We start from the raw sequence: 25,475 nt of genomic DNA, 5'->3' as shown, positions 1-25,475 counted from the left end.
CCCCTTATCCCCATATTCTGAAATTCAAGTATATAAAAAAATACCTGTAGGTGAAACACTCTTTTTTTCGAGTGTCCTACCTACAGGTACCATTTTATTCGGTAGCCCTAATTTATTATCATTAAACATATAGTAAATCTTTTTCATTTTCTTTATCTAACTCTCTGACCGCATTCTCCCACCACCTATTTCCAATTGGAAAACGATGGTAATCATTTCTTTCTGCAATCCATTCCTTCTTTACCTCGATTGTTTTTTCCATTTCGGCCACAGTCACAAACTCACAACAAATTTCAAAGATCTCATCAAATTGTGCGAGTGACATGAGAGCCACCTTCTTTCTTTTTTAGAAGAGGAGGATAGTTCCTTTCTCTTCTTTACTAAATGATATTCACGTCATTTGATGAAAAGGAGTACTAAATATGGCAATTTATTGAAATATATAATACCATTAGTATACTTTTTCCTTGATAAATAATGTATTACTTGTATTTTTCAGTTATTTTTACATATTTTCTTCTTGCTGTAAAACACTAATCACATTAATTACGATTTCGTGTAAAATGGAGGAGAAATATTGGAAACAAATAATATTCGGTTAACAGCACCCGAAATTTCAAGTCTTTGGACACAATACATATTTGATACAATGTCTATTTGTTTTTTTCGATATGCACTTGAACATATCGAAGATCAAGATGTTACAAGTATTTATCAAACCTCGCTTGAATTATCACTGAAACATATAAACGAAATTACCGAATTTATGATAAAAGAACATTTTCCACTTCCAATTGGATTCAATGAAAAACATGACGTAATCATCAAAGCACCACGTCTTTTTCAAGACCCTTTGTACCTAAATTATCTATACATCATGACTTTACAAGGAATGACAGGATATTCTTTATCCGTGAGTACTTCGATTCGATCTGACTTAAAAAAATATTATATAACCTGTATGACCGAAACTATGATGCTCTTCGATCAAACCACTGATACCATGCTGTCAAAAGGACTTCTCGTTCGCCCTAATATAATTTCGCCACCGGTTTCTGCCGAGTTTGTTCAGCACCAAAGTTTTTTAACTGGCTGGTTTGGGGAACGCCGACCACTAAGTGCAATGGAAATAGGAGATATTACCTTCAACATGATGAAAATGCATCTTCATGCGGCATTAAAGCTAGGGTTCAGCCAAGTTACTCAATCAAAAGAAGTACGAAAGTATTTTCTTAGAGGTATAGACCTCGCTAACAAACACATCAATATTTTTGAAACGGTATTTAAAGCGGATAAATTAGTTCCACCCATATCCTGGCAGTCGATGGTTACTAACTCAACCGCCACGACCTTTTCTGATAAATATATGTTATACCAAATACAATTATCCACACAATTATCCATCGCCTATTACGGCTCCGCTTTAAGTGTAAATTCTAGAAGAGACTTAGGGGCTCATTATATACGGCTCACCTTAGAACTTCTAAAATTTGCAGAGGATGGGGCTAATCTGATGATTAAAAATGGCTGGTTAGAGCAACCGCCAACAGCCAGTGACCGGAATCATCTTACTAATGAACATGAAGAATAATACAATACACTACTTAATAGCTCATTTATATATACAGAAAAAACTCACTAAATAGTGAGTTTCAGATTGTCGATAAAAGGTATTTGGAATGAGATTATTCCAAATGCCTTTTGTAAATTTATTGGGTTTTTTAGCCGGAATTCTGTAGACAATAGGGGGATGGTGTGTTAATTAGTTTTAACACCTGATGATTGGAGTGGAAGGCGCGAAGACTCCTGCGGGAGCAGCGGGACAGGTGAGACCCCGCAGGAGCTTTAGCGACGAGGAGGCTCACCGCCCGCCCCGCGGAAAGCGAAGCGCCTGGAACGGAAATCATCAGCCCCATATAAAGAAAAACTGTAGACAAGCTCGATTATCATCGAGTTTGTCTACAGTCTGAAACTCACTAAATAGTGAGTTTTTATTGTGATTAATCCATTTCATATTCAATAATTGTCTCAACTTTTTAGGGTTTCTTCCCCTCTCATTATTTTTGCTACACCAAGCGCGAAATGATTCCACAGTATATTCTCAATTAACTCAGCCTGTGTTTCTTCACAATTAACAATTAAGATAATCTCAGCATGTTTCCCTTTTATTAATCTTTTTTTCTTCTTCATTGCCACTTCTATAAAAAGCCTAATTGCAAATCCAACCAAAAATCCTGAAATGGCAGTAATAAGTCCCCAAATAATAGGACCCCAGTCTAATTTAAATCCTATACTAGCACCAATGACGGAAAATGCAGTGGCTAATCCCATTCCAATGTCAATTAACGTGGTACCATCAGAACGGTGCATAGAATCAAAAACTTTTCGATCTTCTGTTCGGTTATCTAATGGGACGGCATAAATATTTTCTTTAACAATCCCCTTTTTCTCGATCGTCGAAATCGCCATTTCTAGAAAGATCGTGCTTTCAAAAGTTGAGAAAAGTTGCATATTCGTCATTTTACTTTTTGTCCTTTTAAGATTTCAAAATTTGCCGATTGGTAATTTTCACTTAAATGATTCCTTAATTCTTTATCGAAAAGTTTATTGTTTTCTACTGTATTGATATACGAATCGTAAATCGCAAAACCATAATGCGAGGGAAGAAATAACAGCCATTCTGATTTTAAAACCGTGGTAGCATCTTTAATATTCCCCTGGAATATTAATAAAACGGCCTCTTGAACATGTGAATAATAATAAAAAACTACTAATCCCACGATGATAAATAAGGCAGTTAATATTCTGTGGATATACAGTTGACCAAGTCCTGGAATAAATATTGACCACATGACTGACAAAGCCGGTTTTCTTTTATCTAAATAGTTAATTTCCAAGGCACCTAAAGTAAAAGTATTAAAACGATGATTCTCCCGATCGGCCAAAATAAAAACTCTATTCATGTCTACAGTTGTTCGATAGCTATCCCATATCCCAAAAATGTAAACCGGTATGTACATTAAAAGCCACCTAGGGTCTAACACTTCTTTTGCCAAGTCGATATTTCCCTGAAATGTATAAATCATGGAGAGGTTAACATGCGCCTTGATATTTACAATAACTTCCCATATAAACAACGCATATCCTCGTAGGTATTTTGACAAAAGCAAATGTCCAAATCCTGGGAAGGCTGCCGACCACCATGCAATGATATAGGGATTGCGTAAATGGAGTTGTGTAGTTCCGAGTGAGCTTACATGGGCCTTGTAGCGTCTTGCTGTATTAGTGTTTGAATAATTTTCCATGTTTTCACCAAGGAAGGAGTATTTATTAACATCTTCCCCTAATATTTCCTTATTTATTCTTGTAGTGAAATACGATTAGTTTTCTTTTAAAAACTCAAAATTAAAAAAACTTCTCCACACCATATCTTTACTTAAAATTATACTTTGCCTCGTTAATCTCAAGTTGATACCAATTAAATAAACCATCATCTAAAACCCAGGTAATCGACATTTTGGAAGGAATTAAGATCCCATCGATCATACGATTTTCTTTTACTTCACCAACGCATTCAATCAGTTTTGCATTTTCATCGCTATCCTTGAATCTCATTGCACTCACTTTTAACAATTGCCCCCTCTCATCAAAATGAAAAGTAGCTGAACCAGTGACGCCTTTATAAGTCATGGTTGCTTTTGCAGACTTATCGTCGATTTCTTCCCAAGTAATATAAGAGTTTAGTGCTGCAGTAGGATACCAAGGCAATTCCATTAAATATCTCTGTAAGGTCGATTGGTTCGTTTTGTCGTCATCGAACATATTTACAACAGGAAAAAGGGAACCAACTTTTATCGTCATTGCTGCTTTCCCTTCATGGAATTTATCCCTTCCCACCACATGAATCAGTGAACTCATATTCATATGTACCTTCCAAATGAAGCCGGGTTTTTCAGTAGTAACATATTGCTCGACAGTTGAAGGAAACCAGTCTTTTTGACTTGGTTTCAATTTCATTTTCCCCTTTTGGCTAAAATAGGCAATTTTTATTGATTCTTTTCCTACAACATTGATTGATTTTAACCATTTCTGTACTGGAAACGGTAAATCTTCAAGTATCTGTTCTGTGACTATTTGTGTCAGTGTGGAATCATGATGGGAAAGAATGACGTCAATTTCCTGATCAATTTGAGAATTGAATTTCCATGAGGCATATGTGAAGAGTGCAAATATTAGAATGATCACATTTGGAATTGTACCAAACTTTGCATCATTCCAAACGATTAATATTAATATTTGTGACGCTATCGAAACGATACTAGCCGGCATCCATACCCATGCTTTTCTTAATAAGACCAGGATACCCGAAATGAGGAATAGTAGGGCACAAATCAGCCAAAAGACACCTGTTGGTTTTGAGATGGCTAAGGTTAAATCAGTTATTTCAAATAAATTAAAGGCCTTCACGAAACCCATAAAGTGAATAAGCCCATGTAAAATTATGACAATAAAGATAAATAATCTCATCACAATCACAACCTCCCATTTCAATTTTATAATTCTTAGGAAGGACTATGATGAAAAGTTATTACAAATAATCGAATTCTTTCATACTTTTTTGAAAATTCCTATAAAAACCAATAATAAAAATGATTTTATATCCGCCTTATTGCCATATTTAATCAATTATTTTTACATTAATAATTTCATCAAAATGAATCCTTATCATCTCATTAATTATGAATGTAACGCTAATTTCACGATTTAGAGAGTCAAAAGCATGAACCAAACCTTGTTTCGTTTCAACCAAACCATCATTATAAACATCAAATTCTACCAGCTTTTGATATTCATAAGCATAACGCAAAATTTCTTCAAATTCTTGGAGTTGATATTCATCTAAAATAGGCATTTTAATTTTTTTATCTTCCTGCCAAATATTCTTTAACTCTCCTGAATGTTCTGGCATGAAAAAACCATGCCACTTTTTTATTCCTCTATCTCTATTCTTCAAAATTTATGCCCCCTGTTTTCTGTTCATCCGAATTGGGGCAATTGATAAAATATTACTTTGCTTAAACACTCTGCGTTTTTGCCGCAAATAACAATATGCAATAAATGTTCCTTCAGAAACACTTTTCACCTTGATACATCTTTGGCTAATCTCACCTTTATTTGACAGATAAATCATTTCAAGAACCTCACCTGTTTCAGCAGCTTTTTTAAGCAAAGAAATCATCATTTTCACCCCTTTACTTATATTATACACAAACATACGTTCTTATTCTACAAAAAAAATAGCGTTAACCCAAACTCGGATAAACGCATAATAACCGTTCGGCCCATTCACTTTTGATCACGATGATAAATCAGTTGAACCACTCCAGATGTATAGCTTTTAGTTTCAATCAGTTTTAGATTTAGTCTTTGTTTAATGTCACTAAACAACGGCTTTCCATCTCCTAAAATCACAGGATGCACCGATAATCTAAATTCATCGATTAGTCCTAAATCAATAAACGTTGTGATTAAACTCGAACCGCCATAGAGCCAAATATCTTGCCCTGACATATTCTTAAGCTTTTTTACTTCCTCAGCGATGTTGTCATTTATGAAAATTACATCATCACCTGAAGATTTTTGTGTTCTTGAAAAGACATATTTCTGTTTTCGTTGAATCATTTGCCACATTTCTTTATCGGCATCACTTTCCATTTTATCTATAGTAAATTGTCTCCATAAATCATAACTTTTTCTCCCGTATATAATGGTGTCAATGCTGTTTAAAAAATCAATAAAATTCATCTCAGGATCCATGATGCACCAGTCAATTTCGCCATTTTCCCCTTCAATAAATCCATCCAATGTAACTGCCAAATCTAAAAGTATCCGTCTCGGTGTTTCGTTTGTGGACATCATGCTCCCTCCCAATATCTAATTCATAAAATCCTTTTTACATTTCTCCTGAAATTATATCATCAATAGTTAGCTATAAATATACCTAACCTTTCATCTCTCAATGATACAAATCTTCGTGGTTTACAGAAGTAGGCGGTAGCTCCATCCAACCGTTTTCAATCATAATATTTGCCCCATCTTCAACATATAAAGAAACATCCATCATTAATCGGGCATACATTAGGCCTATATCTCTTCTTCCATTCAATGATGCCCCATTGGCATATTCCCTTATTTTCATTGAGAACATATCAATTTTATGAGCGATCATTATTTTATCTGAAAATGGAGGGGTAGTAGATGACGTTACCAAATGGTCTAAAATTGTAGGGGACGGTAAATTGTCCTCATCTAGTTTTTTTGACATAAGCCCAATATGCTTTTTGTTAATCTCCCAACCACGTTCCATAAACTTTTTCACTTTTGTTTCTTGAGCAATTTGAGCAAAGCCTGCGACAACCGCCCTACTTGTAATATCGTTATTAAGACAATCGTAAAGATGAGCAACTTCAAGACCATGTAATGGTCTCACTTTACCAAGATAACCATTTAAAAAATCTTGACCATTCACAAAATCAACCTTGTTTGGATTCGGTACCACCGGTGAGTTCATTAATTTTCCTTTTTGTTGTAATAGGTTATTTGTATTGGTCAACAAGGAAATTGTATCTCCAACACATTTAATAAAGAAATCGCTAATATCCGACCGAGTGATCACCGAAAGTGCATGGCAATAAATACTAATCCCAACTTTTCCAGTGTATTGTAAGTAATATAAATAAAAATCATCACAATAAAGTCTTGGCGCATCAAGATTTACATCCTCATCTGAAAATCCAACTGGGATAGGAAAATTTGCTTGTTCGAATATCTGAGCAATGCTTTGAGTATATTTTTTTGTTAGATTTAGGGACAACTCCAGTAGATTTTTTATTTCATTATCGTTCACATGCTTTAGAAAATATCTTAATACACACTTTGCCATCGTATTCCCCATATAAGTTGCCCAAAGCTTGCCCATCTCAGCAGATGTTAATTTCGATTTGTCGATATTCATTATCTTAATTCTCCATTCAGTAAATTCATTAATAAGTAATTTACCCACAAATGATAATCGATATGATTTAATTACCGAACTTTATATCCTAAACAAATTGCTATTAAAGGGCTCGTCAACCACAGGTACTTTATCTTATTTCCATATTTTTAAAAACAGGTTGGCATGAAACTAGGTGAGGATACTAAAACTAATGACATGTGAGTTTCAACCTATCGTTTTCATTTCTAGATTTTATTCAAAAGTAATTCACATCTAAAATGCAATTTTATCAATATACATTAGGAGCATCCTATGAAAAATAGAACTGGCAATCAGAAATTAAGATTTGGACTAACCAGCGTCATCATTACGCAAATAATTGTTTTTACTTTCCTATTTATTTTCCACGAAACCGATATATTCTTTTATTATTTTGCGTTTGCTATATAGATGGGAATCATCATTTTATTGTTTTATATATATTCAAGGATTAGTAATACGCGGGAAGAATTAGAAAAGAATAAAATAAAGTTAAAAAATATTTTTGAAACAATTGATGTTGCCATTTGGTCCCATGATTTAAAGACCAATAAGTTATTAATTACAAAAGGAATAGAAAAATTATATGGGCGCAAATTAACGGAATTTTATCATGACCATGAATTATGGAAAAAGGTAATTGTTCCAGAAGATCAATTATTTTTATACGATAGAGATCTAAATCTTAGAGAAGGAAAATCTGTGACATCCATCTATCGCATCCTTCGTCCGACTGGAGAAATCCGTTGGATTCAAGATAGAGGGATACCAACTCTTGATGAAGAAGGGAACTTCGTTGACTTTACCAGTATTATCTTTGATATTACTGATCGAAAAGAAAGTGAAGACCGCTATCAAACAATTGTAGAAATGTCACCTAATTTAGTTGCCATCATCGCCAATCATAAAATTGAATATATTAACGAAGCAGGCTGTCAAATTATTGGTACCAATAACCCTCATGCTTTAATCGGACAATCAATTAATAAAATCATCACACCTAATATGATGGGAAAAATCGAAAAACAATTGAAGAATATAAATTTTGACAAAAGAGTCATATTTGAAATCGATGGCCCAAGATCAGATGGGAAATGGATTGAGATGGAAGTTGCAGCCCGTTTCATTCATCTTGGGGGAAAAAAAGCCGTTCAAATTATTGGACGAGATATCACCGAACAAAAAAAATCAGAACGAATTATCACTCATATGGCTTATTATGATGAGTTAACAGGTCTCCCAAATCGAAATATGTTTAGACAGGAACTATATTCATCCTTATTGAATAAAGACATTCAAAGACTGGCGATATTATTTTTAGACTTAGATCGGTTCAAAATTATCAATGATACAAAGGGACATTCTGTTGGTGACCTCATCTTAAAAAGGATCGCTCAAAAACTGGAGAATATCTTTCAAAATGAAGGTTTGATATCTAGACAAGGTGGCGATGAATTTATCGTTATGCTTTTGGATGTTAATCGGATAACAATCTTAGATTTCTGCCAACGAATCATCAATCAATTTTCATCACCAATCATTCTAGACAATGAGGAGTTTTATATCACCGTCAGTATTGGAATTAGTCTGTATCCTGAGGATGGTGTTGATGAAGAAACATTAATTAAGCATGCAGACACTGCCATGTATCACGCAAAAGACAAAGGAAAAAATAATTTTCAGTTTTATCATTCCTATCTCATTCACCACACTACTCGCATGATGGAGTTAGAGACTTCACTTCGGAAAGCAATCCAGCATAATCAATTTATGCTCCATTACCAACCACAGATAGAATTAAGCACGGGAACGATTGTGGGAGCAGAAGCACTTTTGCGCTGGTACCACCCCGAGCACGGGATTATTGCTCCTAATGAATTTATTCCTTTAGCTGAAGAAACGGGTTTAATCGTTCCTCTTGGTAAATGGATATTGAAAACTGCATGTTTACAAAATAAACAATGGCAAAATGCTGGAAAGCGCCCTATCCCTGTCTCTGTTAATGTCTCAGTACGCCAATTACAAGACGAGGATTTTGTTGAATATATAAAGTTAGTCTTAAAAGAAACACAACTGGAACCTCAATATTTGGATTTAGAAATTACGGAAAGCATTATGCAAGATATTGAAAGCTCCATAAAAATCTTAACTGAATTAAAAGGCATAGGTGTTTTCATTTCAATTGATGATTTTGGCAAAGGCTTCTCATCTTTGAGCTATTTGCGATATCTTCCAATTGATCAAATCAAGATTGATAAGTCATTTGTTGATGATATTACCGTACACGCAAGCGCAGGCCAAATTGTTAAAACGATCATAGATTTGGGGCATAATCTGGATTTTGGATTAGTTGCTGAGGGGATTGAGAATGAAGCACAAATACAGTTTTTAGTGAATCATGGTTGTCAAAAAGGGCAAGGGTTTTTCTTCAGCAAACCGATTACTGCTAAGGAAATGGAAAAGTTATTCGTGACTAATCAATTGTAAAAGTCTTAAAGGACAGTCAAACAATGACTGTCCATTTCTTTTACTTCATAAAAATCAGAAAAACTTATTTGCCTTGCTGACATTCTTTACTAACTGATATACCGAGAAATCATCCGTACTAATTGTGTAGGGAATCGTTTTAAATCTGACATATCCAGAAAACGCTCCTCTCCATATATTTGCTGAATAATTTCCTGATCTTGTCCAATCGCAGCCGCCAAAAAAGTAATACCTTTTCGTTCAAAATGGGCAATCGTTTGTTGCATATCAACTATAGCCTGGATACCCGTATAGTCTGGCATAGCCTTTGGTTGACCATCACTAATACTTATTATTAATTTAGTTTGCTGTGGGCAAACCACTAAACGCTCACAAATAACTCGTAATGCCATACCATCACGATTATTACTTCTCGCTCGTATATTCATCAAACGAAAAGCATCATCAGGTGCTGGTTGTTCGAAGTCAGTATAAGCAAAGATTGACATCTGCTCCAGCTTTGAAACGTCTGCCGTATCTCCATAAATTAGTAATGGAATGCCTAACAGCTGACAAAATTCATAGACTGCTAATACGGCACGTTTCGCTGCAACTAACCGACCAAATGCGTTCATCGAAGCTGATTCATCTACGCGCAATGCTACCACAAGTGAAGGAGTTTCAGTTGGGGGTAACTTTCGAGAAAAATATCTAAAATCCTGAAACGCAACTGTTTCTGCTTTAAAGTTCGTACCATAATATTTTCGCTTAGAATGGGTAATGGAATCCTCGTGTATCAAAAATGGTGCTGTTTTTCTGGCGATTTCTTGTACAATTGGATTAATTTCTAGCCTTAATTGTTCGTACTCTCTAATTTGTTCATTTGTATAATCAGGTCGATGTACAATTTGTTTAATATTCCAGTGATTAGAATCTTGAACGGCCATTCTAGCTTGTTGATTTAATTGTTTACGAAAAGCACGGCGAGCATTTTCTATTTCTTTTTTCTCACCTTCAGGATGATAGAATGGCCGTCCATTTTCTCCGATATCAGTACTTTCCCGCATCGTACCTTCTTCTGCTAAAGTGGTAGACTCTTGCACACTATCTGCTGACTTTTTTAAAGAAATGGCATTGTCAGAAGAGGTGGTTGGATCGTCAGCCTTGCCATCAATCTCTCCTTCTGTCTTAATTTCAACACCATTTGTTAATGCTTTTTTACGAGCAACCTTACCTCCTCTAACCGAGTAAACATTTCATGTCCACGTAAAGCTTCTTCTAATAGACGGATTTCTTCTTCATCAGTTGTCATTTTATAAATCACTTTATGATACATAGCGCTCTTTAAAGGGATACCTGCTGCTACTGCATCAACCCAATAAAGATAAGAGCGCATTCCTGCAACTCCTTTAATCGCGTTAGCTCGAGCTGTTTGATCAAGAAGGATAATACATTCCGCCAATACGCTCAGCACTTCTTTTTGTTGAAATTGCGTTTTTGCCATCGCCCGTTCCATCATGACTTCTTTAGAAGGTAAGTCCATCTTTTCAACATGCTGGATTCTGTCTCGCAACGCCTCATTTAGTGGTCTCGAACCGGTATAATCACGGTTTGTTGTCAGTACCACAATAAAGTCTGGGTGTCGATGAATGACTTTGGTTGGTAAATTAATACTTCCATCTAATTCTAAGGCAGAATTCAAAGCCATCAAAACCGCAGCATCTCGAATAACGGTCGGCTCCTGAATTTCGAGTAGATACCCATTTTCATAGGCACGGATAATTTCAGAAGGATAAAAGCGATATTCAACAACTTCTTCCTTCGCATTACTCGATATTTTTTTTATTAGCTGCTTTAAGTAGTCAGTTGCTTGCTCGGCTGTCAGCTTGAGTAGATCCATTAATATCGCTTGAGCACTTTGGAACCCATCACTTTCATATAATACCTTTAGCACTTTTTGATCTTCGGCTTCCATTCGTAGTAAATGTTCATCAGAAATGACCGGTAAAATGGCACCAATTATATCCGTTTTATCCATATCTGAAAAACATGTCACTTTCGTATATGGTAGGCCAAAGTCGGAAGATAATGCTTTAGCCAATTGCGTCTTGCCAGACCCTGCATCGCCCTCTAACAAAATGTTAGCTATCTTCATTTCCCCACGATGCCAATTTCGTTGCACTTCACAACAGATTCGTTCTTCCTCCTCGCTATTAATATGAGAAGCTGGTTTTTTCCAAATTAATAGCTTTTCTTCGGAAGTGAACTTTCTCTGTGGTGATAAATAATATTGTTGTTCCTCTTCCATCATTTTCACCTCTACTTTTTATAACCTAAATCCTCTAATAATCGAGCTAATACACGTAAGCGTTCTCCTAGTAGTTCGCCGTTTTCACCCAATGCTTGATAAAATTGTTGAATTTGCTCGTCAATCATTAGATTTTCTTTGCAAACTTCAATTCGTAGTGCATCTCCTTGCAGCCCAATATTTTTTACAGTGGGGTTCTCCGGATCATATAACTTTGGTAAACGATAGGCATCTTGAAAATATAGCTGGCTTTGGCAAAGCAAAATTGTCATATCAATGGCTCGATGCACTGGAATCGTTGCATTCTTATACCCTTCCTCCGCACGTTCTAAAGTGTGAATTAATATATTTTGTGTTCGCTGCCTTGCTTCTTTAGGCGACACTCCTAACGATAGGCTTTCTAAATCTGATTGATAGGCATTCCTTCCATCTATTTTTCCATATTGATCAGCTTTAAGAACCGACTTATTTGTATATTCAGTCTTTGGATTCATAGGTAAATCCCTCCTAAATTTCTACATTGTTATCACATTGTTGCATGTTGCATACACTAAACATAATATTATAAAGTTTGTTATATATCAAACGTTTTTTATTTTCATCTATAAAATTAATATAAATCATTTCTTCAAATCCCTGAATTGATGGTGGCCTCGTAAACTATCTAAAAAAGAATAAACAGTATACCTAGTCCCCTTTGTTCCCCCAATATCTTCATATATAAATAGGAAAGAACAGGTTTATGTCCCCAAACGAACCTGTTTTTTCTTTTCATTTAATACAGTTCAACTTAACGACTTATTTGCTATAATATGATAGTTAAAATAAAGATAGAGGTGACCATTCTTGGCAATACATGTTGTACTATATCAACCTGATATCCCAGCTAATACCGGAAATATCGCACTTACTTGTGCCGCAACCGATACTGCCTTACATTTAATACGACCACTCGGCTTCTCAACTGATGCAGAAATGTTAAGAAAAGCAGGTATTGATTTCTGGGATTCTGTAAATGTAACTTATTATGACTCATTGGATGAGTTTTTTTCAAAAAATCAAGGTGAGTTTTACTATATTGAAACGTTTGGTGAAAAGACACATTCAGCATTTGATTTCAGTGATGTATCAAAGGACCATTATTTTATGTTTGGTAAAGAAACAACCGGCTTACCAATGGATCTATTAGAGAATAATAAAGACCACTTTTTGAGAATTCCCATGAATGACCATGTTCGTTCACTAAACTTATCAAATACCGCAGCTATTTTGGTGTATGAGGCATTGCGCCAGCAAGATTTTCCAAATCTAAAATAAAAATCTTCCGCATTGGAAGATTTTTTCATTTTACTGCTTACCTCTCATAACATAAATAATAATATTGCTTCCATTTGACGACCAATCTCAAAGTTACATATACTTGACAAGTAACGGCAGGATCCAATACTCGAGGAGGTTTCCATGGATGACAATTCACCGAAAAAAACGGTGCTAGAGGTTAAATATTGGCTTCAAAAAACCATAGCTGCTGGTCGACGTCATTCAGTTGCTCTTAAATCTAACGGCACAGTAATGGCTGTGGGTGATAATCAATATGGCCAATGTGAAGTTAGCAGCTGGCTCAATATAGTGGCGGTTGCCGCTGGTAATGTTCATATGGCGACGAACACAGGGAATGTTCATACCATCGGGCTTAAATCTGATGGAACAGTCGTGGCGGTTGGTTGGAATAAGCACAACCAATGTAATGTTAGCGAATGGTGTGATATTGAGGCTGTTGCTGTAGGATGGCGTCATACCGTCGGGCTTAAATCAGATGGTACTGTAGTTGCTGTGGGTCGAGTTACTGAAAGTCAATGCAATGTCAGCACTTGGCATGATATGGTTGCCATTGCAGCGGGTGACTGGCATACTGCCGGGCTTAAATCGGATGGTACCGTGACGATTGTAGGTAATAATCGATATGGTCAGTGTAATGTAAATAATTGGTGCGATATCGTGGCGGTTTCGGCAGGTTACCTTCATACAGTCGGACTTAAATCGGATGGTACCGTGGTTGCTGTTGGTATGAATAAGCATGGTCAATGTGATGTAAGCCTCTGGCGTGATATTGTGGCGGTTGCTGCGGGTAGTTATCATACAATCGGACTTAAACAAGACGGTACTGTGGTTGCTGTGGGTATGAATAAGTATTTCCAATGCAATGTAAGTGGATGGAATGATATTGTGGGAATTGCTGCGGGTTGTGTTCACACAATCGGACTTAAATCGGACGGTACCGTGTGTGCTGTTGGTGACAACGAATTTGGCCAATGTGATGTTAGCGAGTGGAAAGGCATTCAACTGCCCAGCGTTTAAATTCTAAAATATTAAAGCAATAATCACACATATTTTTTTTACAATTGATATGAGGTTGTTATTAATACTAAAGGAGTAGATACATATGGAAAAGGTTTTACCATTCTTAATGTTTCAAGATGGCAAGGCAGAAGAAGCAATGAATTATTACACATCAATCATTGACGATTCAAAAATCATAAGTATTGTTCGCTATGGAGCGAATGAATCTGGTGATGAAGGAACCGTAATGCAAGCTACTTTCTCCTTAAAAGGCCAAGAATTTATGTGCATTGACAGTAATATAAAACATCAGTTTTCCTTTACTCCTTCTTTTTCAATCTATGTGACGTGTGAAACTGAAAAAGAACTAGACTATCTTTATGAAAAACTTATTGATGGAGGTCAAGCGCTTATGCCGTTAGGCGATTACGGTTTCAGCAAGAAATTTGGCTGGTTAAATGATAAGTTTGGTGTTTCGTGGCAACTAAATCTAGCAAAGTAAAAATTCCCCTTTTATAAAAGTGAAAATAACCGGATAAATTCCGTTTAAATTCGGAAATACCCTTATTTCCTTAAATATAAGCGGAGTTTTTTCGGTTATGTTATCCAAATCATTAAATTTTGCCCTTTTTAGAACAGATAGTCGGAATTTCTCCGCTTATATCGGCTATTTATACTTCCCCTTTAAACCTTACCCGGAATTTCTCCGTTTATGAATTTTCAGTCGTACCCCACTATATTAGTCTAATAAACAATTCTAATCATATTCTATAAAAAAACAATTACAGGGAGTGCGGATCAGTTGATAAAAGTTAAGGTTGGTTTACAGCCCATTGTAAGCAGCATTAATTTACCCACTGTGATAAAAACAGCAATCCTTCCACGTGACTCCATTGAAAGATTATTTATCGCAACCCAAATCGGCGAAATTTTTTACATAGGAAATTCAGGGTTAATGACATTTTTAGATATTCGCCCTCAAATCATAAAATTAGGTAGTTCTGCTGGTGGATATGATGAACGGGGATTGTTAGGGATGGCGTTTCATCCCGAATTTTATTATAACGGCTTATTTTACCTTCATTATTCAGTAGCTGGAACACAAGGTCCAGGTGCAATTTCTGGTGGCTTTAACCCTGATCCGTGTGATCCCAAAACCTTAAACCTTAAGTGGATCAATCGAGAAACACAATATGATCACATAGATACAGTCGAAGAATGGGTATTACAATCAACTAGCACACCTCAAAAGCGTCGGACATTACTTAACTTAAGAAGACCATTTATGAATCATAATGGTGTCAATAGCTTAAACTTTTCACCTGAAACAGGAAAACTGATTTTAACAACAGGTGATGGTGGATCAGGCTATGATCCATTTAACTTAAGCCAAGACAATTTAGAGATTGCTGGTAAAATAATTGAAATAGATGTTAGCAAAAATATATCCTTCCAAACTCCCCCAATAGTCACAAGGTTTAATGAACTTCCGATACCTATTCAGGAAACGTTAACGGTAATCGCTAAAGGGGTTCGCAATATACCAGGCATTTCATATCAACGGTTTTATAATCAATATATAAAATATGTGGGAAATGTCGGACAGGATTTGGTTGAGTCGATTTTTTCATTCGTTCATTATCAACCAATACCCGTTACTCAGCTTGTTCAGGCTTCTACTTTGAATTCCAAACCTAACGGAGGAGGAATAATAAACTTCGGCTGGCGTGGGTGGGAAGGCAACTTTCCTACAGCGATAAATAGGAGCTGCTCAGGAAATTCGACTTCAAATGAGAAAACCATTGCTTATTACAATGAAGCAGTCACCCTTTCAGGAATTCGCCTTCAACCTTTAACCAGTTATTTTCATCAGGACCCCCGACCTGATAAGTTCGGAGGAACTGCACTTACAGGAGTGCAAGCCTATATGGGGATAGGAATCCCTGCACTAACGGGTAGCGTTGTATTTTCTGACTTTTCCCGAAGAGACAAATCCCAAAAAGGTGTTTTAGCTTATACTAGGCTAAGGCAAGATGGTCAAGAAAATGATTTTAGTGTGATTGAAACTATTGATAATTTTGGGAGCCAATCTGCTTATTTTGTTAGCCTAGGAACAAATCTAGATCAAACAAGATTATATTTAGGAGTTTATGGGTCTAGGAAAGTGACTGATTTTAACCAAGGTACAGTTTTTGAAATCATCCCATGAATACATTACCTTTTAATTTAAAAGGTCGAGTACATTGATCAATTTTACCTGGCCCAGAAAACAAGCCCTAGGCAAATGCAATCGTTAAATGCATTTACCTGGACCTGAAAAATAACCTCCAGGTAAATGCAATTGCTAAATACATTTACCTGGACCTCAATAATAAACTTCAGGTAAATGCAAACACAAAACATTTCTCCCTAAAGTATATTAAGGACCGATTAAATCAAACTAAATAAGATAAAATAGATGAAATCGTCCTATAATTATCGGTTATTGAATCAACAAAAAGATCTAATGAGGAGGCACCAATGAAGGTATCGGACGTTATCGTTAATTGTTTGGAAAATGAAGGTGTAGAATACGTATTTGGAATCGTTGGCACAGAGACTCTTGATCTTGCTGATTCCCTTTCAAAATCTAAAAAAATTCACTTTGTCAACGTAAGACATGAACAAGGTGCTGCATTTATGGCAGATGTTTATGGAAGATTGTCAAAGAAAGTGGGTATTTGTTTATCCACCCTTGGCCCCGGGGCTACAAACCTCCTAACTGGAATTGCCAGTGCCCAACTTGATCATTCACCCGTGCTGGCACTAATTGGACAAGCAGATATTGAACGAAATCATCCGGAATCTCACCAATATATAGACATCGTTAAATTATATGAACCTGTAACTAAGTGGTGTACACAGATTAAGGTTGCACAGTCTATACCTGCTGTCGTTCGAAAAGCATTCAGGTTGGCCTTGATGGAAAAACCAGGAGCAGTAGCCATTAGTTTACCCGAGAATTTTTCAACCCAAATGATTTCGAATGCGCCAATGAAAGTTTCGACTTTACCAAACAGCGTTCCTGTTATGGAAGCAATTAGAGCCGCAATAACCCTCATTCATAAAAGTCTAAAACCATTTATAATAGTAGGAAACGGAGTCGCTAGACAAAATGCATTCCCTGAGGTTGAAAATTTTATTAATAACCTTCTATCCCCTGTTACCCATAGCTTTATGGCAAAAGGTGTATTAGATAAAGAACACGCTTGTAATTATTTCACCTTCGGGTTTAATGAGAATGATGAAGTGTTAGACGGTATTAATCAAGCTGATCTACTAATTACCATTGGTTTTGATTTTGTTGAAAAACTGCCCAATGAGTGGAATAAAATGAAAATCCCAGTTTTACATATTGATTCATTACCAGCAGACACAAATGAATTTTATCCCGTTGAAATGGAACTGGTTGGAAGCATAAAGAATACACTTCAATTTCTTAACGAATCCAAATTACCCACTAAATCTTGGGAACCAGTCGGAAATCTAAAAGAAAGAATACTTACTGATTATCAAATAAATCAAAACCACTCAAAGCCTACTAATCAGCCATTTACCATCGAAAACTTGCTTCACATTATCGAGGATGACACATCAGAAAATAGCATCGTTATTTCCGATGTCGGAGCCCATAAGGTTTCAATTGCCCGAACATATCAACCAAAAAAACCAAATCGTTTAATCATCTCAAACGGTTTGGCTTCTATGGGAATAGCTATTCCAGGATCTATCGGAGCTAAATTAGCATGTCCCGATGCCCCAGTCATATGTATAACTGGAGATGGTGGTGCGTTAATGAATTTTGCTGAAATAGAGACGGCCAACCGGTTGGGCCTTTCATTCATTATCGTCCTACTAAATGATTCAATGTTAAAGCTAGAAGTGCAGCAAATGGATAAGCAATTCGGAGAAAATTACGGTGTAACCTTTAATAACCCCAATTTCCTCAAATTAGCTGAAGGATTTGGAATTATAGGAAAGCAAGCAAAGAACCATTCTGAGTTTAGGTCCGCTTTTCAAGAGTCCCTACAAACCAATGAGAAAATAGTCTTAATCGAGGTTTTCTTACAGAATTGAAGCATTACACCAACTTAAATGTTTGGACTATTTAAAGGAGTACTTAATAATTATCATTTTTAACTTTTTAAAAATAAATAAAGAAAGTTCAACCCATACCCAGCTATAAAGGAAAGTAAATAAAAGGATACTTCCAATGGATAGTAATGAAAAAGAAGCTTTAACTGCTGGACCTAAAACTGGAAACTGAAAAATAAGTAAGAGACTCATAATTCCTAACAACAAAAGAATGGTGCCTGTAGCAATAATACATAATCTCATTCTAAAAAAGGAAAAAGATAACCCAATTCCAAGTCCTAACAATCCTGTCGTGAAAGAAAATACCAGTAGTTCTGATGGCTGTAAGATGAACAACACTACAATAGTCAGAAAATAGGACATCAGTCCTAACGGTATGGAAAACATGAAACATAATAAAATAGGTGCAGTGGCAAGCGGACTTATCAAGTATCCTATTCCTGGTAAAAATCCACCAGTTGCCTGTAGAATAGCAGCAATACATGTAAATAATGATGCTAGCGTGAGCTTCATCGTTTTTTTATGGTTATCAAAAATTATTTGGGTTGAACGAATCTCATCAGAAATTGGCTTAAAAAAATACACCTTTCCACCTTCTTATAAATGTATTAAACGTTGCAATACATTATATTTACCAAAAATCAGAGGTGGAACGATTTTGAGTAATTCAAACTCAAAAAAAGCAAGGCCATAATAATGGCCCTGCTTTTTATTTGACTATTACTTTTCCAACCATTCCTTCTTGGAAATGGTAACGACATATCAGATCATATTTACCGGATTGGTTTGGTTTCACGATAATCGTTTTTTCTGTTCCCGGCTGAACCTCTGCATCAATTCCGAGTTTTTCCACTGTAAAGGTGTGCTCTTTCTTACCTTTATTTTTCAATATCACCGTTGTGGCTGTTCCATTCAGAATCGAGATTTCTTTCGGATTAAAATAATCATCGTTCAAATCAATCTCAATCGCCTTCACCGTCTCCGTAGGCTGGTTTTCCACACCTGATTCAGCTAATACGAAGATTGAGTCAAGGGGTGTCACAGCAAAAATCATCGCAAGCAAAATCGTTAGTCCAGTTACCCGCTTTATCACAGACATTCACAACACCTCCTTCCTACCCTATTTTTTCCAATCTGGATATAATTATCATTAAAAATGAAACAAGAGCACTCGTGATGAGCATCACAAACGACTAATTATACTCGTGATACATTATGAATGAGAACACTAATCAATTGATTCTTGTGCTTTTCCATCTTTTTAAGGATCAATCAAACATTTTCAAGAGAATCGACTAATACAGAATAAGGAGCATCCTTATGAGTGAAATGATAAATAATCGTGAACAAGTCGTTTTAAATACATCAGAACGTCAATCTCTTCTAGAAACTATCATCAATGATATTCAAAACGGAAAACCCGTTGCGAATGTGAAAGATTTGTTTATGCAAATTGCCGGAAGTATTACCGCTTCTGAGTTATCTCAGTTAGAACATAGACTGAAACAAGCCGGTGTACCTATCGATGATATTCACTATTTATGTTCTGTCCATGCTTCAGCATTAAAACACACAGAAGATACAAATCAAACCAAGAAACCCGAAGAACAGCCCGGTCACCCCGTTCATACTTTTATTTTGGAAAATAGGGAGATTCTTAAACTATTAAATACAAGGCTTCAACCTAATTTTGAGGTATTTATAAAAGAAGATAATCCTGAAATCATCTTTAACTTAATTGAAGATTTAAATCTAATGTTGGATGTCGATAAACATTATAGCCGTAAGGAAAATTTACTATTTCCTTATTTAGAAAAGTATGGCATCTATAGTCCGACGCAGGTAATGTGGCGATACAATGATTTTATTCGCGATGCGATAAAAGATTCTAAGCGTAAATTAACAAACTATAACGGTGATAAGTCCTCCGTCATTCAGTCGATAAGTTTTATCATCCGAGAAGTACTTGATATGATTGCACGTGAAGAAAATGTCTTATTTCCAGTTTCATTGAAAACGCTCACCGAGGATGAATGGATCAAGATTGCACATGAAAGTGATGAAATTGGTTATTGCTTAACAGGTCCTGCCGGTGTCTGGAAACCAGAACGAAAAGAGTTGCATACTAACGCAATGTCTGAAGGTTTCATTCGAATGGAGACAGGTGTTCTCTCTATAAAACAACTTGAGTTATTGTTAAATCACTTACCAGTAGACATAACATTCATAGACCACAATGATGTGGTCCGCTATTTTTCACATGGAAAAGACCGTATCTTTGCACGCACAAAGGCTGTCATCGGTAGAACGGTGCAAAACTGTCACCCACCACGAAGTGTTCATACTGTTGAAGAGCTTTTAGAAGACTTTAAAGCGGGCAGAAAGGATTCAGAGGACTTTTGGATTAAGTTTAAAGATCATTACGTCTATATTCGCTACTTCGCCGTTCGCAATGAACTAGGCGAATACATTGGAACGCTCGAGTTCACCCAAAATATTAACCCCATCCAAGAAATCGAAGGCGAAAAACGCATGCTAACATAAATAATTGGTCAATAACTACTAACCCCATAAAAAAACCTGAGCAAAAAAATCCTTTGCTCAGGTTTACAAATTCTATAAATGTCTATATTCAATGGTGACGACCGGGTATCTTTCCTCTTCTCATCTTTGCGGACCCTCTAATCTTAACGCTGCGAAAATTTGGCATCATGCAATATTGTTCTGGTTTTGCTTTAAGTTCTTTTAGCTTGGGAATTGGATGTTCAAAATGCTCTAGGCTCATTCTATTCATGACTAATTGCCTCCATTTCAAATATAATCCTTCCACAGCTATATTTTACTGCAATATTATTATATTGGAAACATTTACATAAATATTTCTTCAACCTAAATCGTGTAATCTTGCGGAATGAATACCTTTAATTGTTTTGGTTTAACAAAGACGGTATCTTTCAATTGCAAGTCAAGCTTTCGATAGCGATCTTTTGAGATTTCAGCTTCAAGGAACTCTTCTCGGTCTTCCCGTCTCAATTCCACCCGAACGACAGGTCCAACAACATGAAGATGTACAATCGTTGCTTCAACCGCATCATTTGATTCCGATTTTCGTTCAAGGTGTATATCATGGGGACGAACATAGCCAACTGCATCTGTACTTTCTTCACCATGAAAATCGGGCGCATCGATAGTAAAAATACCATCACTTAATTTCCCATTGTGGAGCCGGCCTGGAAAGATATTTACATTCCCAAGAAAATCATATACAAAGGGATTTATTGGATGTTCGTATACTTCCTCTGGTGTTCCAACTTGTTCTATTCGACCCTCATTCATGACAACGATACGGTCGGCAACGTCAAGCGCTTCTTCTTGGTCATGGGTGACGAAAATACTAGTAATATGAAAATCATCATGAAGACGGCGCAACCACCTGCGTAAATCCTTACGAACCTTAGCATCAAGTGCTCCAAACGGTTCATCAAGTAAAAGCACCTTTGGTTCAACCGCTAGTGCACGGGCTAAAGCAACCCGCTGCCGTTGACCTCCAGAAAGTTGACTAGGAAACCGGTTGGCGAATGCTTCTAATTTTACTAATCGTAATAGCTCCTCAACTTTTTCCTTAATTTCTTGTTTAGATGGTCGCTCTTTGCGCGGACGGACTTTAAGACCGTATGCCACGTTATCAAAAACGGTCATATGGCGGAACAATGCATAATGCTGAAACACAAACCCAACTTTCCGTTCCTTCGTGTTAACTGAAGTAATGTCTTGTTGATCGAAATAAATACTTCCTGTATCCGCATGCTCTAGCCCTGCGATGATTCTGAGCAGTGACGTTTTTCCTGATCCGGACGGGCCTAGTAGCGCTATTAACTCACCTGTTTCGATATTTAAATTAATATTATTTAACGCTTGATATGAACCAAATATTTTCGAAATATTGTTGATGTGAATGCTCATCTAGTCAAATCCTTCCTTTTTAATCTTTCAGTTGCAGCTTTGACTTCCATTCAATATAGCTTTTAATCACCAAGGTCACAATCGCTAGGATTGACATTAATGAAGCAACTGCAAAAGCAGCTGAAAATTGATATTCATTATATAAAATCTCAATCTGTAACGGCATTGTATTGGTCATTCCACGGATGTGACCTGACACAACAGAGACCGCACCAAACTCTCCAACAGTCCTAGCGTTACATAAAATCATTCCGTACAGTAAACCCCATTTCATATTGGGGAGCGTTACAAATATAAAGGTTTTCCAACCACTTGCTCCCAAGGTTATTGAGGCTTCCTCTTCTGCTGAGCCCAATGTTTGCATTAAAGGGATTAGTTCTCTTGCTACAAATGGAAATGTGACAAAAACGGTCGCAATGACAATACCTGGAAGTGCGAAGATGATTTTAATATCGTGTTCTAATAACCATGGGCCAAAAACTCCATGGGAACTAAATAATAAAATAAATACAAGTCCGGCAATGACTGGTGAAACGGCAAAAGGCAAATCAATAATCGTAATTAATAGACTTTTCCCTTTGAATTGAAACTTCGTTATCGCCCATGCCGCCGCAACACCGAAAATGGTGTTTAAGGGTACGACAATAAGAATGACAATAAAGGTTAATTTGATTGCTGCCAATGCATCAGGATGAGTAATAGATGCGATATATACATCAATGCCTTTTTCAAAGGCTTTAACAAAAATTGCTATTAATGGTAGTAATAAAAACAAGCTTAAAAAACCGATTGCCAAAAAGATGAGCAGCCATCGAACAAGTTTTGGTTCGGTGTTCGCTTCTGTACTTGGCAATGGTGTACTTGCGTGCTGCATCGGAACATGCCCAGCCATGTTTCATCCTCCTTATTCGTTTAAAAATCGTTTATTAATCCACCATTGAAATACATTAATTGTCAATAAAAGGGCAAAAGAAAATAACAGCATGACAGCTGCAATCGCTGTCGCCCCAGCATAATCATATTGCTCCAATTTAGTCATGATTAATAATGGCGTTATTTCTGTTTTCATGGGCATATTGCCAGAAATGAAAACCACCGAACCATACTCACCAATCGCCCTTGCAAACGCAAGTGCAAAACCAGTCAAAGCTGCTGGCACCAATTCTGGAATAATGATTCTGGTGAAGGTTTGAAACCGATTGGCACCTAAGCTTGCGGAAGCCTCCTCTATCTCCCGTTCGAAGTTCAATAATACAGGTTGAACCATTCTGACAACAAATGGTAAACCGATAAAGGTAAGTGCCACGGTAACCCCTAATGAGGTGTAGGCTACTTTAAAATTCAAAAATTGGCCCACCCACCCATTCGGCGTGTAGAGTGTAGTTAAAGCAATCCCTGCAACCGCAGTTGGCAAGGCAAATGGGAGATCGACTAAGCCATCAACAATCTTTTTTCCCGGAAAAGAATAACGAACAAGTACCCAGGCAATTAACACTCCAAAAACAACATTAATGAGCGCTGCAGAAAGCGAGGCGCTGAAGCTTAATTTATAAGAAGCAACGACTCTTGGGTCAGAAATGGTTTCCCATATTTTTGACCATTCCATCGTAAAGGTATTAAAAAAAATCATCGATAATGGTAATAAGACAAGAATACTCGTATATGTAATCGTGTACCCTAGTGATAGCCCAAATCCTGGCAAAATACTATAGGATTTCAGTTTAATTGGTTTCATGTTTACACCCCTACGGTCATGTGACAAAACAAAATGAAATAAAGCGGAAGCCACCCAGAGAGTCTGGGTGGTTACTAATTGATTTGTGTACGTTTACTGTGGTTGATAAATTTGATCAAATGTTCCGCCATCTTGGAAATGTTTTTCTTGGGCTTTTTTCCAACCGCCAAAAGAATCATCGATATTGACTAGATCAATTTTCGGGAACTGATCGGCGTATTTCTTTAACACAGTTTCATTTCGAGGACGATAATAGTTTTTCGCAGCTATTTCTTGACCTTTATCAGTATATAAATAATCTAAATATGCTTCTGCCACTTCCCGAGTTCCCTTTTTGTCGACTACCTTGTCAACAACAGCAACTGGTGGTTCAGCTAAAATACTTAATGATGGATTTACAATTTCAAATTTGTCTTTGCCTAATTCATTTAAGGTTAAGTATGCTTCGTTTTCCCATGCGATTAAAACATCACCAATTCCTCTTTCAACGAATGTGGTAGTTGAACCACGAGCACCTGAATCTAAAACCTCAACATTTTTATATAGCTTATTTATGAATTGTTTTACCTTCTCTTCATCGCCCTTGTACTTTTTATCGGCGTACGCCCACGCTGCTAAATAATTCCATCTAGCTCCACCTGATGTTTTAGGATTTGGAGTAATAACGGAGACACCATCTTTTGTTAAGTCATCCCAATCATTGATGTTTTTTGGATTACCTTTTCGCACTAAAAATACAATTGTAGATGTGTAGGGAGTAGAATTATTCTTAAATTGCTTCTGCCAATTCTTGTCAAGCAAATTATTAAAATTTGCGATTTCATCGATATCATATGCTAGTGCTAATGTAACAACATCAGCCTCAAGACCGTCGATTACAGCTCTTGCTTGTTTCCCTGAGCCACCATGTGATTGTTGAATCGTAACTTGTTGTCCTGTTTTTTCTTTCCAATGTTTTGCAAAATCCTCGTTAAACTCCTGGTAAAGTTCTCGAGTTGGATCATAGGAAACATTTAATAACTCAACTGGCTCCTTTTTAGTTGTTTTCTCCGTTTTTTTCGATTCTTCTTTGCTTTCCTTGCTTGTTTCTTGAGAACTGCTGCACCCAGTTAAAGCCAATAATGCAACAATTAACAGTACGGTAAGCCTCCAAATAATGTTTTTTCCTTTTTTCATGGTTACCTCTCCCTTTTTGATTTTTTCAAAACAAAAAGGCTGCTACCTTTTTGTCAAAAAAAGATAACAGCCTTCAGTTGTCTGATCAGCTATTGAGCGATTATATAGTTGTCTCTGATTTGAAAGAAAGCCAAATTAATCTGGTTGATCTCAAATGACTTTCTGTGTTCTTGTCTCTATCCTAACTCCATTTTTCCTATAAGTCAACTTGGTTTTTTGGAAATGTCAGAATAATTTTTCAATGTCGATTACTTAGCGATAAGATTTTTTATTTTTCTTATATCAAAATGGCAATAAGTTGAATAGAAATAAAAAGG

26 protein-coding genes are annotated in these 25,475 nt (G+C 36.4%); 8 read left to right on the top strand and 18 right to left on the bottom strand.

Annotated elements, in window-relative coordinates; translation table 11 throughout:
• Positions 1-121: 121 nt before the first annotated feature.
• Positions 122-325 carry a hypothetical protein gene (locus HHO41_RS15535; RefSeq protein WP_169100252.1) on the bottom strand — a complete coding sequence of 68 codons (204 nt, stop codon included), beginning with the start codon at positions 323-325 and terminating at the stop codon, positions 122-124.
• A 252-nt stretch (positions 326-577) separates the two neighbouring features.
• On the opposite strand from HHO41_RS15535, the gene HHO41_RS15530 reads away from it, so the two are divergent.
• A complete protein-coding gene (locus HHO41_RS15530) occupies positions 578-1,591 on the top strand; it encodes a DUF3231 family protein (RefSeq protein ID WP_169100250.1) in 1,014 nt (337 codons plus the stop codon).
• Between the two features lie 437 nt (positions 1,592-2,028).
• Here HHO41_RS15530 and HHO41_RS15525 read toward each other — a convergent pair whose 3' ends face one another.
• The 7 genes from HHO41_RS15525 to HHO41_RS15495 all read right to left on the bottom strand — a co-directional run bounded on the left by HHO41_RS15525 (position 2,029) and on the right by HHO41_RS15495 (position 7,015).
• On the bottom strand, positions 2,029-2,511 hold the full coding sequence (locus tag HHO41_RS15525; protein WP_169100266.1) for a hypothetical protein: 483 nt from the start codon (positions 2,509-2,511) through the stop codon (positions 2,029-2,031).
• Positions 2,512-2,516: 5 nt separating this feature from the next.
• Positions 2,517-3,305 carry a hypothetical protein gene (locus HHO41_RS15520; RefSeq protein ID WP_169100248.1) on the bottom strand — a complete coding sequence of 263 codons (789 nt, stop codon included), beginning with the start codon at positions 3,303-3,305 and terminating at the stop codon, positions 2,517-2,519.
• 127 nt (positions 3,306-3,432) lie between these two features.
• Positions 3,433-4,527 carry a DUF6920 family protein gene (locus HHO41_RS15515; RefSeq protein WP_211171183.1) on the bottom strand — a complete coding sequence of 365 codons (1,095 nt, stop codon included), beginning with the start codon at positions 4,525-4,527 and terminating at the stop codon, positions 3,433-3,435.
• 151 nt (positions 4,528-4,678) lie between these two features.
• Complete coding sequence (locus tag HHO41_RS15510; RefSeq protein ID WP_169100244.1) at positions 4,679-5,014, bottom strand: YolD-like family protein; 336 nt, start codon at positions 5,012-5,014, stop codon at positions 4,679-4,681.
• A gap of 3 nt (positions 5,015-5,017) precedes the next feature.
• Entirely contained in the window at positions 5,018-5,242 is a 225-nt protein-coding gene (locus HHO41_RS15505; RefSeq protein ID WP_248278488.1) for a hypothetical protein, read from the bottom strand.
• Positions 5,243-5,346: 104 nt separating this feature from the next.
• The gene (locus HHO41_RS15500) at positions 5,347-5,916 is read right to left on the bottom strand and encodes a dihydrofolate reductase family protein (RefSeq protein ID WP_169100262.1); all 570 of its coding nucleotides are present in this window, start codon (positions 5,914-5,916) and stop codon (positions 5,347-5,349) included.
• A 100-nt stretch (positions 5,917-6,016) separates the two neighbouring features.
• Entirely contained in the window at positions 6,017-7,015 is a 999-nt protein-coding gene (locus HHO41_RS15495; protein ID WP_169100242.1) for a DUF3231 family protein, read from the bottom strand.
• A gap of 450 nt (positions 7,016-7,465) precedes the next feature.
• On the opposite strand from HHO41_RS15495, the gene HHO41_RS15490 reads away from it, so the two are divergent.
• A complete protein-coding gene (locus tag HHO41_RS15490) occupies positions 7,466-9,523 on the top strand; it encodes a sensor domain-containing protein (protein WP_169100240.1) in 2,058 nt (685 codons plus the stop codon).
• An 89-nt stretch (positions 9,524-9,612) separates the two neighbouring features.
• Here HHO41_RS15490 and HHO41_RS15485 read toward each other — a convergent pair whose 3' ends face one another.
• The 3 genes from HHO41_RS15485 to HHO41_RS15475 form a co-directional block, all read right to left on the bottom strand.
• Entirely contained in the window at positions 9,613-10,569 is a 957-nt protein-coding gene (locus HHO41_RS15485; RefSeq protein WP_169100238.1) for a vWA domain-containing protein, read from the bottom strand.
• Between the two features lie 140 nt (positions 10,570-10,709).
• Positions 10,710-11,810 carry an AAA family ATPase gene (locus tag HHO41_RS15480; protein WP_169100260.1) on the bottom strand — a complete coding sequence of 367 codons (1,101 nt, stop codon included), beginning with the start codon at positions 11,808-11,810 and terminating at the stop codon, positions 10,710-10,712.
• An 11-nt stretch (positions 11,811-11,821) separates the two neighbouring features.
• Positions 11,822-12,304 (bottom strand): DUF6530 family protein, encoded by a 483-nt coding sequence (locus tag HHO41_RS15475; protein WP_169100236.1) that lies wholly within the window; start codon positions 12,302-12,304, stop codon positions 11,822-11,824.
• A 352-nt stretch (positions 12,305-12,656) separates the two neighbouring features.
• Between HHO41_RS15475 and trmL the strand changes: the two genes are divergently transcribed.
• The 5 genes from trmL (at position 12,657) to HHO41_RS15450 (ending at position 18,266) form a co-directional block, all read left to right on the top strand.
• The gene (trmL, locus tag HHO41_RS15470; RefSeq protein ID WP_169100234.1) at positions 12,657-13,127 is read left to right on the top strand and encodes a tRNA (uridine(34)/cytosine(34)/5-carboxymethylaminomethyluridine(34)-2'-O)-methyltransferase TrmL; all 471 of its coding nucleotides are present in this window, start codon (positions 12,657-12,659) and stop codon (positions 13,125-13,127) included.
• A gap of 144 nt (positions 13,128-13,271) precedes the next feature.
• Entirely contained in the window at positions 13,272-14,168 is an 897-nt protein-coding gene (locus HHO41_RS15465; protein WP_169100232.1) for an RCC1 domain-containing protein, read from the top strand.
• A gap of 85 nt (positions 14,169-14,253) precedes the next feature.
• A complete protein-coding gene (locus HHO41_RS15460) occupies positions 14,254-14,652 on the top strand; it encodes a VOC family protein (RefSeq protein WP_169100230.1) in 399 nt (132 codons plus the stop codon).
• A 300-nt stretch (positions 14,653-14,952) separates the two neighbouring features.
• Complete coding sequence (locus tag HHO41_RS15455) at positions 14,953-16,359, top strand: PQQ-dependent sugar dehydrogenase (RefSeq protein ID WP_169100228.1); 1,407 nt, start codon at positions 14,953-14,955, stop codon at positions 16,357-16,359.
• 311 nt (positions 16,360-16,670) lie between these two features.
• Complete coding sequence (locus HHO41_RS15450; protein ID WP_169100226.1) at positions 16,671-18,266, top strand: acetolactate synthase large subunit; 1,596 nt, start codon at positions 16,671-16,673, stop codon at positions 18,264-18,266.
• A 27-nt stretch (positions 18,267-18,293) separates the two neighbouring features.
• Here HHO41_RS15450 and HHO41_RS15445 read toward each other — a convergent pair whose 3' ends face one another.
• Positions 18,294-18,869, bottom strand: coding sequence for a hypothetical protein (locus HHO41_RS15445; protein WP_169100224.1), 576 nt, complete (start codon positions 18,867-18,869; stop codon positions 18,294-18,296).
• A gap of 124 nt (positions 18,870-18,993) precedes the next feature.
• Complete coding sequence (locus tag HHO41_RS15440) at positions 18,994-19,383, bottom strand: cupredoxin domain-containing protein (protein ID WP_169100222.1); 390 nt, start codon at positions 19,381-19,383, stop codon at positions 18,994-18,996.
• 221 nt (positions 19,384-19,604) lie between these two features.
• Between HHO41_RS15440 and HHO41_RS15435 the strand changes: the two genes are divergently transcribed.
• A complete protein-coding gene (locus tag HHO41_RS15435) occupies positions 19,605-20,828 on the top strand; it encodes a DUF438 domain-containing protein (RefSeq protein ID WP_169100220.1) in 1,224 nt (407 codons plus the stop codon).
• Between the two features lie 88 nt (positions 20,829-20,916).
• Here the strand turns inward: HHO41_RS15435 and HHO41_RS15430 are convergent, their stop codons facing one another.
• From HHO41_RS15430 to HHO41_RS15410, 5 genes are all read right to left on the bottom strand, one after another.
• Positions 20,917-21,078: a hypothetical protein gene (locus HHO41_RS15430; protein WP_169100218.1), complete on the bottom strand. Its 162-nt coding sequence runs from the start codon at positions 21,076-21,078 to the stop codon at positions 20,917-20,919.
• Between the two features lie 95 nt (positions 21,079-21,173).
• Positions 21,174-22,247: a sulfate/molybdate ABC transporter ATP-binding protein gene (locus HHO41_RS15425; protein ID WP_169100216.1), complete on the bottom strand. Its 1,074-nt coding sequence runs from the start codon at positions 22,245-22,247 to the stop codon at positions 21,174-21,176.
• Positions 22,248-22,266: 19 nt separating this feature from the next.
• Complete coding sequence (cysW, locus tag HHO41_RS15420; protein WP_169100214.1) at positions 22,267-23,139, bottom strand: sulfate ABC transporter permease subunit CysW; 873 nt, start codon at positions 23,137-23,139, stop codon at positions 22,267-22,269.
• 12 nt (positions 23,140-23,151) lie between these two features.
• The gene (gene cysT / locus HHO41_RS15415) at positions 23,152-23,982 is read right to left on the bottom strand and encodes a sulfate ABC transporter permease subunit CysT (protein ID WP_169100212.1); all 831 of its coding nucleotides are present in this window, start codon (positions 23,980-23,982) and stop codon (positions 23,152-23,154) included.
• Positions 23,983-24,075: 93 nt separating this feature from the next.
• A complete protein-coding gene (locus tag HHO41_RS15410; RefSeq protein WP_169100210.1) occupies positions 24,076-25,158 on the bottom strand; it encodes a sulfate ABC transporter substrate-binding protein in 1,083 nt (360 codons plus the stop codon).
• Positions 25,159-25,475: the final 317 nt, after the last annotated feature.

Origin of the sequence: Bacillus sp. DNRA2, from assembly GCF_012843265.1 — a bacterium.
GTDB lineage: Bacteria > Bacillota > Bacilli > Bacillales > Cytobacillaceae > Bacillus_BU.
Note: the sequence above shows the minus strand (reverse complement) of the source record. Positions and strands in the feature narration are given on the sequence as shown.